This is a genomic window from Arthrobacter sp. FW306-1B-G06A (assembly GCF_058781765.1).
The window spans coordinates 63,259-71,629 of record NZ_JBYSXB010000029.1 but is presented as its reverse complement, the minus strand read 5'-3'; the positions used below and the strand labels follow the sequence as shown (position 1 = coordinate 71,629).

Genomic DNA, 8,371 nt, shown 5'->3' with positions numbered 1-8,371 from the left:
GCAGGGTGTTGGGATTCAGCAAGCAAGGCTATTACCGGTGGAAGGCCAGCCCGGTGACGGAACGGGATTGGATCGATGCGCATTTGGTCAACGCTGCCGTGGACATCCATGCCGAGGACCCGGCGTTCGGGTACCGGTTCATCGCTGACGAGCTCCCGGAGAAAGGCATCACAGCGGGTGAGAACAAGGTCCAGCGCTTGTGCAGGGACCACGGCATCTGGTCGGTGTTTTCGAAGAAGCGGGGCCTGAACCGGAAGCCCGGGCCGCCTGTTCACGACGACCTGGTGGAACGCGACTTCACCGCCGCGGCACCGAACGAGCTGTGGCTGACCGACATCACCGAGCACCCTACCGCTGAGGGAAAGCTGTACCTCTGCGCGGTGAAGGACGTCTACTCCGGCAGGATCGTCGGGTACTCGATGGATGCACGGATGAAGTCCTTGTTGGCCGTGGCGGCGCTGGAGAACGCGGTGCGGGCCCGCCGGCCGGAAGGCACCGTGGTCCACTCAGACCGCGGCTCCCAGTTCCGGTCCCGCCGCTTCGTTGAATCGCTCCGCCACCACGGGCTCACCGGATCGATGGGCAGGGTCGGCGCGTGCGCGGACAACGCCGCAATGGAATCGTTCTTCTCGCTGCTGCAAAAGAACGTTCTGGACCGTCAGCGGTGGAACACCAGGAAGGAACTGCGCCTCGCCATCACGACCTGGATCGAAAGGACCTACCACCGCCGGCGACGGCAAAGACGGCTGGGAAAACTCACGCCAATCGAATATGAAACAATCAACCGGACCGCGCTCACAGCGGCCTAAGACCCCGAGTCAACAAAAGCCGGGGCAGTCCCATTCGAGGTGGTCGCGGGTTCAAATGCCGCATGGCGATTCGCCGCGAAACGGAAGACAAGTGGGACATGCGTCATACGCGCGTGCGGAGGAACAGGAACGGATGTCCGGTTGCGGCCTGTGACGGCTCCCCGCTGCCGGGGACCTAAGATTTTCAACCTGCCCACTCTGGCTTCCAGCCCTCGCGAAGAAGCAACCTGTTGGCCCCTACGGCGAACGTGGTGGAGACAGAGGGCCTTGAGACGGCGGCGTGGCGCAGCGGTCGCGGGGAAAACGGCACCGATGTCCGCAACCAAACGGCGAACCACTCGGCGAGCCCCACGTGCTCATTAATTGACGCTCTTAGTTAAGGACAGCCGTCGGTCGCCCAGCAACGCTACCGTTGTCAGAAATTCCTCACCTAAGGCCGCCAGTGACCCGTCTAGGGACGGACCCAGGCCGAGGGCTTGGCCCCGCGGCGCGGACTATTGGAATGCCACTGATTTGGCCTCCTGACAGGAAAAGTGTCGACAAGAGGCTGGCACTCATGACAGGGCGGCTTGATCTTGGAGAATCCCAACTGATGCCCCCAAGCTGCCTGGGCTGCACAGGGGCCGCAAAGGCCCAGCTGCACATAGTGCCTTTTCGTGGTGTCAAAGGTCCGCGCCTGCCGAAGGCTTTCAGGAGGATTGGCAGCGGGCCGGGACGTGGATTTGGTCATGGCTTCCCTTCGGGCGGTCTGTGCGGATGGTTGCAATGGCGGGGCGATGCACCCCGAGAAATGGTTGTCCTAACTGCGGAGCTTGCTCCGCCCTCCGGGCTGCGCTGCGCTCCGCTTTCCTTGACCAGCCGAATCGTTGATCCCGTTGCGGACCGGAGAAATGGCCCTGCCTCCAAGGCAGGGACCATAACCGATTTGGAACTCGTAGCGGTGATGGCCCTGCCCTGAAGGCAGGGGCCATCCTCAACGGCTTTCTCGTCGAGGCCACGGTGCAGCTTCCGATGAGGTAGTTCCACATGAGGTAGAACTCCCTTGAGGTCGTTCTACGTGAGGTAGTTAAGGGTGAGGTAGTTAGGGGGCGAATTTCTCGCGGTCCCAGGTGGAGGGATACTGCTCCCAGGTGGAGCGATACTCGGCGGCGGGCTAGGGCGACAACCACGGGGTATCCCACCCGCGTTTTAGCGCCTCGGCGGTGTACGCATCCACGGGGGCTGTCAGCTCAGCGGGCGGCGAGGCGTCCCCCAAAGGCCGCTCGACCTGAAGGTTCTCAACGTTTTCATCTGTGACCGGCACGGTGATGGTATAGATGATCGAACCGTTGTAGCGGCGGTCCTTGTACAAATACCCCCGTTCCTCAGCCAGCCCCGTGTGCTTGGAAACCACTGCTTCGGAAAGCCCTGCAGCCTTTGCGAGCGTCTTCACCGAGGCGTACGCAAGGCCCGTTGTGTTGTTGGCAAAGGTGGCGAGCGCCCAGCATGTGGCGCGTACCCCGTGCGGAAGGTCCGAATTGGCGATGGCCTTCGCGTACTGCAACGGACGCGATGGCGTGCCCCGAACTGCGCTCACAGTTCTCCCTCCGGAATAAGCAGCGACCACCCATAGTTCGGGCCGAACCGCTCATCGATGTTGCGGTCGATGTATCCCTCCAACGCGAGTTCTGACATGACCTCGAACACGGAGAGATCCCTCCTGTTGCGCCCGAGCGCGGTATTGATCCGCTGCCAGTCGGTGAAGGCAACGCGTCCGATACCGACGGAGCGGGCCATAATTCCTGCCACTCCGCATGCTTCGGCCGGCAGGCTGCGGTCGCTGGCGACCGCTTCGAGCCAGTGGTCCAAGAAAGGGTTCATTGCCGCGAACGGGGAGCTGTCACCGCCGAGATTGTCGCCCGCACGCAGCTTGGCTGCCTTCGGCGCGGAAACGGCCTCAGGCGGCGATCCGGGTAAGGGGGACATGGATACCTCCATTAGTGGGGACGAAGACGGGGTTGATATGGCCTGGGATGAATATGGTCAGATATTGCGGACGGACGGACCGGCGGCCCTTGGCTGCGGAGATTTCTGCTCGCCGGCGTCCGGCCAAAGCGGGAGTCCCGCTAGTGCCGTCCTTCGTGGGCGGACATGAAAGCGTCTAAGGCTTCAATGGAGTAGCGCACCAGACCCCCCACCTTGATGTACCTCGGGCCGCGCCTCGTGTTATTTGCGAGCCAGCCTGCGGGGACGTTCAAGTACCGTGCCGCCTCCGACCGGGTCAGGTAGATCGAGCGCGAAACCGCGAACTCTGGGACCTCGGGCGGGCGTCCTGATTGCTGTGTTGCCATGTCGTCCATTCTTAGTTTTGTTCTTGTATTCAAAGTTGACCGCTTTGAACAACTGGCCTAAAGTTAGCGCCATGGAATCAAGGTTGTCAACTATGAATCGAAGGAGCTGACTATGATCGACTACAGTGATGTCATGAAGTCTGACGATGCCAGCCCCACCCTCAGGAAGCTCACCGAACAGGTCGCACGGCATCTGCGCCACCCGATTCTTCCGCAGGAGCGGTTCTACGAGGACTTTGCTTTGCTCATCCGCTCAGACGCCGATTGGGCAATCGGCCTCAGGGTCGAGTTCACAAAGGAATCGTGGTTGATTGCAGAGGTCGTGGCGCTCCCGGCGGGACCAGCCCGGACACTCCCCGCCGTGAACAGCGAAGACGCGCGATCCTACGTCGAAAGTGCGGTGATCAGGGCGCGAGAGCGGAGCCGAGTAGCGGCGGAACAGCTCGCGAAGCTGGAGGGCAATGCCGACTTCCTGCAGCAGCGGTTTGAAGCGTGGCGGGAGAAGACTTCGCCCAAGACGAACGTCGAGTACGCAGCCTTGGCAGCCAAGTATGCAGAGCAAATTCGTTCAGGTAATACCCGCGCTACAGCTACCCTTGCCGAACTGGTCGACATGTCACCTTCCGTTATGGCGCAGCGAATTAAGGAGGCCAGACGGCGGGCACTCCTGACGCCGGGTGAGCAGGGCAGGGCTTCCGGGGCGCTGACCCCACTTGGGGTCCTTTACTGCGATCCCGAATTCCCTGGGATTCCCAAACTAAGAAATGCAGGCATGACCCAACGCGGAATTGCCGATAAATACGGAATAAGTGAATCGCTCGTGTGGCAGGGAATGATGGCGGCTTATGGCCCGGATGAAGATGGCTTCCCTAGAGGTGAGGTTCACAAGTATGCGGATGATCTCCTGCCCAAGTACGGGTTGGAGCGGTGAGCCATGGCAATCCGGAAGCTGGATTGGGCCGTCACGTACTCGGCGGTATCCGGTAAGAGGATTCGAAACGAGTACGACACTGAGGCCAGGGCTCGGGAATTCGCAGCCCGGCAGGCAACCCGTGCGTGTGACCTTGGTCTGGAGCGCCCAGTCGTCTCGCGGCTGAAGCCGCGCCGATGGGAAGCTGGGTATCAGGACCCGCAGGGGAAATGGAAGACCCGGCGGTTTGCAAGCAGGGACGAAGCCACCGAGTTCCTTAGTGACCAGACTAAGTCGCTAAGGGCCGGTACCTACATTGACCCCAAATCTGCTGCGGGAATGACTGTCGCGGATCTGCACGAAGCCTGGATCGATCGAATCAAATCCGTGGGGTCGTCTGGCAGGCGCGCGGCTACGCCCAAGACGGTTCAGGGTTACGAGTGGCTATATTCCCGAATGATAGAGCCCTATTGGGCGGACTACCCATTGAGTAACGTGACATACGCAGGCGTTGCCCGTTGGACGCAGACCATGAAGGGTGTCGATGGCACTATTGCTAGCTCTGACACTAGAGCCAGAGCATCCAAGCAATTTTCCAGAATGCTTGATTTCGCAGTCGGACTTCGGGTTTTGGGCATGAATCCAGCTAAGGATTCTGCTGGGGGACGCGATTATGTTCCGCGGTTGAACACTGGACGTGAATCCGTTTACCTCACCCGCCCGCAGCTTGAACGGCTCGCTGTATGCGCCGGTCGATATGAACTCCTGGTCCGCTTTACCGGACTCACAGGGCTGAGATGGGGGGAGGTCACGGCACTGATCGTCGGTGACCTCGATCTCGGCCCCAGGCCGTACGTTTCAGTATCCAAGGCATACTCCGAGGTGAGCGGTCGACTTGTCCTTGGCGAAACCAAAGGCCACGCGTCCCGAGAGATACCACTGCCGGCCTCCCTTATCCCGGACCTCCTTGTGCTCGTGGAGGGCAAGCCAGCCAAGACTTTGTTGTTTCCGTCCTCTCAGGGGCTGCCTATGCGCAACTCTAATTTCACCCGGCGGTATTACGAGCCGGCCAGACGGCTGGCATCGACTAGTGTGAGCCGGGTGCAAGATGCTCTGGGTATCACAGAGACGAGACGCGGCCTGGCGGTCTTCGGCGACGCTACATTAGCGGCACTGGTCGGCTTTCAGTATGACCGCGGGTTGCCACACCCCGGGGCCATTGGCGCGGAATCTTGGTCAGCGCTGGCCTCCGAGGCCGGTGTTTCCGCTGAGCTTCGTGATCTGCTGCTTCGCTCGGCGGGGATTGTGCTCGCCTACGGAGACATGGACTTCCGGCCCCCGGTGTTCCATGATCTGCGACATACGGCTGTCAGCCTATATCTGTCCGTGACCAAGAACGTAAAGCATGTTCAGCGCATCGCTGGTCACAAGGACGGTACGACAACGATCAACACGTACGGCAAACTTTTCGATGATGACTTCTTCAACGCTGCGGCCGGACTTGATTCACTGATCCAATGACCGAGACTCGAGTGTCCCCTCTGGTAAACCTCTGGTATTGATAGTAGCGGCCTTGCCAGGCATTGGGATTTAGGCCGATCCAGCGTTCGACTGAAAATCGAAAGGTCACCGGATCGACGCCGGTCGGAGCCACCACTGGGAAGCGTCAGTTCTTCGGAACTGGCGCTTTTCTTCATTTAAGCTGCGATGGAAATGCCTGGGGTTATTCGATTTCTGCCTAAAAGGCGGACATTTCAGCGCGCGTGCCCCATTTACGGCAATGATCCAGCAGAATCTCATGACGACGGCCGGCTTGTCTCCGCCTTGTCTTGGCCAAGCGCTAGGGTGGTACTCAAGAGAAGGGGAGGGCTAAATGGACCAGCAGGAAAGCTACACCGCGCCTGAACCGGAAGCCGTTGGGGCTCCGGTATCCGAGGACCGGCAAACGGTGGCGGGAAGTGGCCGCACAGTGATCTCGGATTCCGCTGTCGCCAAGGTTGCCGGCATTGCGGCCAGGGCTGTTCCAGGCGTCTATTCCCTCGGCTCGGCTCCTTCGCGCGCCCTCGGAGCCATCCGCGATGCCGTTGGTAGCCAGGACCACGCCGCAGGCGTCCGCGCTGAGGTCGGAGAAACCCAAGTGGCCGTGGACCTCAATCTTGTGGCCGTCTACGGATACCCTTTGCATGATGTCGCGAACCAGGTCCGCGCGGCCGTCTATCGTGCCGTCGAATCGTTGGTGGGCCTGGAGGTCATTGAGGTCAACGTTGAGATCAACGACGTCTACGTTGCTCCGCCCGTCAAAGCCGGAACAAGAGGCGCATTATCGGAAAGGGAGCCACTCCAGTGAACTTGACCGTTGTCGGAATCGGGATCGGCGCCTTCGTGGCGTTCATGGCCTTCCAATTCGGGCTGTGGGGTTTCATCATCGCGCTTCTCTTCATGGGCATCGGTGCGCTTCTGGGCCGCGCCGCGGACGGAAAGCTTGACCTGCGCAGCGTGCTGGATGCCCTCACCGGCCGCCGCTCGTCGTCATGAGTTCCACGGCTGAGGCTGTGCAGCCCGCCGTGAATCTGGCTGGCCACAACCGAATCAGCACCCAGGCGCTCACCACCTTGGCCCAGGCAGCCGCCGCGGAAGCGCTTGGGGTCTCGTCGCAGGATGTTCGCGCCGAATGGTCGGACGACGACGGCCTGCTGGCACTCTCGATTGTCGCCCCGATCAGTGTGCCCTCGCTGACGGACGTCCTCAGGGACCCCCTGCGGGTAGCAGGATACGGTGGAACGGTCTGGGACCGTGCCGTAGCTGCCAAGACGGCCATTCTTGAGCGTGTCACCCAGCTCAGCGGTTCCACCTTGAGCCGCGTGGATATCCGGATCAGCGGCGCACGCGTCAGCGAAGGAGTCCGCGTCCGATGAGCCACGCCCAGACCCCGCATCCCCAGACCCCGCACGTCCGGCGCAGCCACCCGGACACTGCGCCGGCTCAGACGGCCGAAGGCGACACCCCCGGTGTCCACACGCCCGGGACCCCAGGCAACGGCGACCGGATCGACGTCGGACTCCAGCGCATCCTCAAGCGTGAGACCCGCTCGTCCCGCGCTGGAATGGCGGCGCTGGCCGCGGCGCTCGTGATCGCGGCCTGTCTTTATGCCCTCCTCGAATCCGCGCTGCGTGCCATTGGTCAACCACCGTGGCTCATCGATCCGCAAACAGCGGCCGAACGGCTGACGGCCCTTCCCGGAGGGATTTCCCCCTTGCTGCTTGGTGCCCTGGGCGGGGTCGTGGCCATGGTGGGCCTGATGTTCTTCTTGAACGCAGTCCTGCCCGGCCGAAAGTCCCGTCACTTGCTTGAGGATCCCCGGGCCGGAGTGGTGGTGGACGACGAGGTCATCGCTTCGGCGCTGGCCAGGGCCGCCCGGACGGCAGCGAACGTCACCCAGGAGCAGGTCATGGTGGTGGTTTCGCAGAGGCTGGTTGTGGTCAACGTGCGGCCAACCTCGGGCGTGCCGTTGCACGAGGAACGGATCCTTGCCGCCGTCGAGGATGAACTTCAAAGGATGGCCCCTTCGCCCATGCCTTCAGTCCGGGTCAATGTCGCCGCTTCCGGGGTGATCGGGGCATGAACGGTACTCCGCACGTCCTCAACCGCATCCTGATCGGCATCCTTGGCCTGAAACTATTGGCCATCGGCATTCTCCTGATACTGCTCGCCACTGTCCCCGCCGTCGGAAGTTGGTGGCAAAGCTGGTCCACCGGGCTCTGGGAACACGCCAAGTACCTCTCTGAGCAGACCCGCATTCCAGGGCGTGAGGAAAGCTGGCTTTGGGTCGCCGCAGCTGCGGTGCTTGTTGTGCTGATCGTGCTCATGGTGTCCTGGGTGTCGCAGCAAGGCAAGGGCCGCGCCAACCTCATCGTGTCGGAGTACGACGACGCTCAGACTGCCGGGGACGTCAACATCGGCGGGAACCTTGCCGAGCAGGCGCTCAAGGCGGCCCTTGCGGAACGTACGGATCTTGCGGGCGTGACGGTGGCAACCTACGAGGTCAACGGTCGTCCCGGGCTCCGGGTCAGGGTCCAGCCCCGTCAAGGCGTTTCCCCGCACGCACTCGCCGCGGATGTCTCCCGGCTCGTGGAGGCGCTGGACATTGTGGTGGGACGCCGGACTCCCGTCTTGATCCATATCGGGGCCGGCGCACGGACCAGGTTCAGCAAGGCCGAGCGCGTTCGTTGAACTGACACGCAACCGTTGTTAATCGGATGGCTATGTTACCTCGCAGGCGTTTTGCGTTGCAGAGGTATCTGCAGGGCCATAGTTTGAAGGGT

General features: G+C 61.7%; 11 protein-coding genes. 8 read left to right on the top strand and 3 right to left on the bottom strand.

Going from position 1 to position 8,371, the window contains the following annotated elements:
• The coding region (locus AC3WJM_RS15635; protein WP_492272312.1) for an IS3 family transposase at window positions 1-809 on the top strand (809 nt) is incomplete at its 5' end.
• 1,153 nt (window positions 810-1,962) lie between these two features.
• On the opposite strand, the gene AC3WJM_RS15630 is transcribed toward AC3WJM_RS15635, so the two are convergent.
• From AC3WJM_RS15630 to AC3WJM_RS15620, 3 genes are all read right to left on the bottom strand, one after another.
• The gene (locus tag AC3WJM_RS15630; RefSeq protein WP_492272311.1) at window positions 1,963-2,385 is read right to left on the bottom strand and encodes a helix-turn-helix domain-containing protein; all 423 of its coding nucleotides are present in this window, start codon (window positions 2,383-2,385) and stop codon (window positions 1,963-1,965) included.
• Window positions 2,382-2,774 carry a hypothetical protein gene (locus tag AC3WJM_RS15625; RefSeq protein ID WP_492272310.1) on the bottom strand — a complete coding sequence of 131 codons (393 nt, stop codon included), beginning with the start codon at window positions 2,772-2,774 and terminating at the stop codon, window positions 2,382-2,384. Before AC3WJM_RS15625 ends, AC3WJM_RS15630 begins: the two co-directional genes overlap by 4 nt.
• Window positions 2,775-2,914: 140 nt before the next feature.
• Window positions 2,915-3,139: a helix-turn-helix domain-containing protein gene (locus AC3WJM_RS15620; protein WP_492272309.1), complete on the bottom strand. Its 225-nt coding sequence runs from the start codon at window positions 3,137-3,139 to the stop codon at window positions 2,915-2,917.
• Window positions 3,140-3,251: 112 nt separating this feature from the next.
• Between AC3WJM_RS15620 and AC3WJM_RS15615 the strand changes: the two genes are divergently transcribed.
• The 7 genes from AC3WJM_RS15615 to AC3WJM_RS15585 all read left to right on the top strand — a co-directional run bounded on the left by AC3WJM_RS15615 (window position 3,252) and on the right by AC3WJM_RS15585 (window position 8,279).
• Window positions 3,252-4,070, top strand: coding sequence for a hypothetical protein (locus AC3WJM_RS15615; protein ID WP_492272308.1), 819 nt, complete (start codon window positions 3,252-3,254; stop codon window positions 4,068-4,070).
• 579 nt (window positions 4,071-4,649) lie between these two features.
• The gene (locus AC3WJM_RS15610) at window positions 4,650-5,570 is read left to right on the top strand and encodes a hypothetical protein (RefSeq protein WP_492272307.1); all 921 of its coding nucleotides are present in this window, start codon (window positions 4,650-4,652) and stop codon (window positions 5,568-5,570) included.
• A 352-nt stretch (window positions 5,571-5,922) separates the two neighbouring features.
• A complete protein-coding gene (locus AC3WJM_RS15605; RefSeq protein ID WP_284991868.1) occupies window positions 5,923-6,396 on the top strand; it encodes an Asp23/Gls24 family envelope stress response protein in 474 nt (157 codons plus the stop codon).
• Window positions 6,393-6,584: a DUF2273 domain-containing protein gene (locus AC3WJM_RS15600; protein WP_059388473.1), complete on the top strand. Its 192-nt coding sequence runs from the start codon at window positions 6,393-6,395 to the stop codon at window positions 6,582-6,584. The genes AC3WJM_RS15605 and AC3WJM_RS15600 overlap by 4 nt, the downstream gene beginning before the upstream one ends.
• A complete protein-coding gene (locus AC3WJM_RS15595) occupies window positions 6,581-6,964 on the top strand; it encodes a hypothetical protein (protein ID WP_059388474.1) in 384 nt (127 codons plus the stop codon). Before AC3WJM_RS15600 ends, AC3WJM_RS15595 begins: the two co-directional genes overlap by 4 nt.
• Window positions 6,961-7,671: a hypothetical protein gene (locus AC3WJM_RS15590; RefSeq protein ID WP_492272306.1), complete on the top strand. Its 711-nt coding sequence runs from the start codon at window positions 6,961-6,963 to the stop codon at window positions 7,669-7,671. Before AC3WJM_RS15595 ends, AC3WJM_RS15590 begins: the two co-directional genes overlap by 4 nt.
• Complete coding sequence (locus AC3WJM_RS15585; RefSeq protein ID WP_284991866.1) at window positions 7,668-8,279, top strand: hypothetical protein; 612 nt, start codon at window positions 7,668-7,670, stop codon at window positions 8,277-8,279. Before AC3WJM_RS15590 ends, AC3WJM_RS15585 begins: the two co-directional genes overlap by 4 nt.
• The last annotated feature ends 92 nt before the right edge of the window (window positions 8,280-8,371 follow it).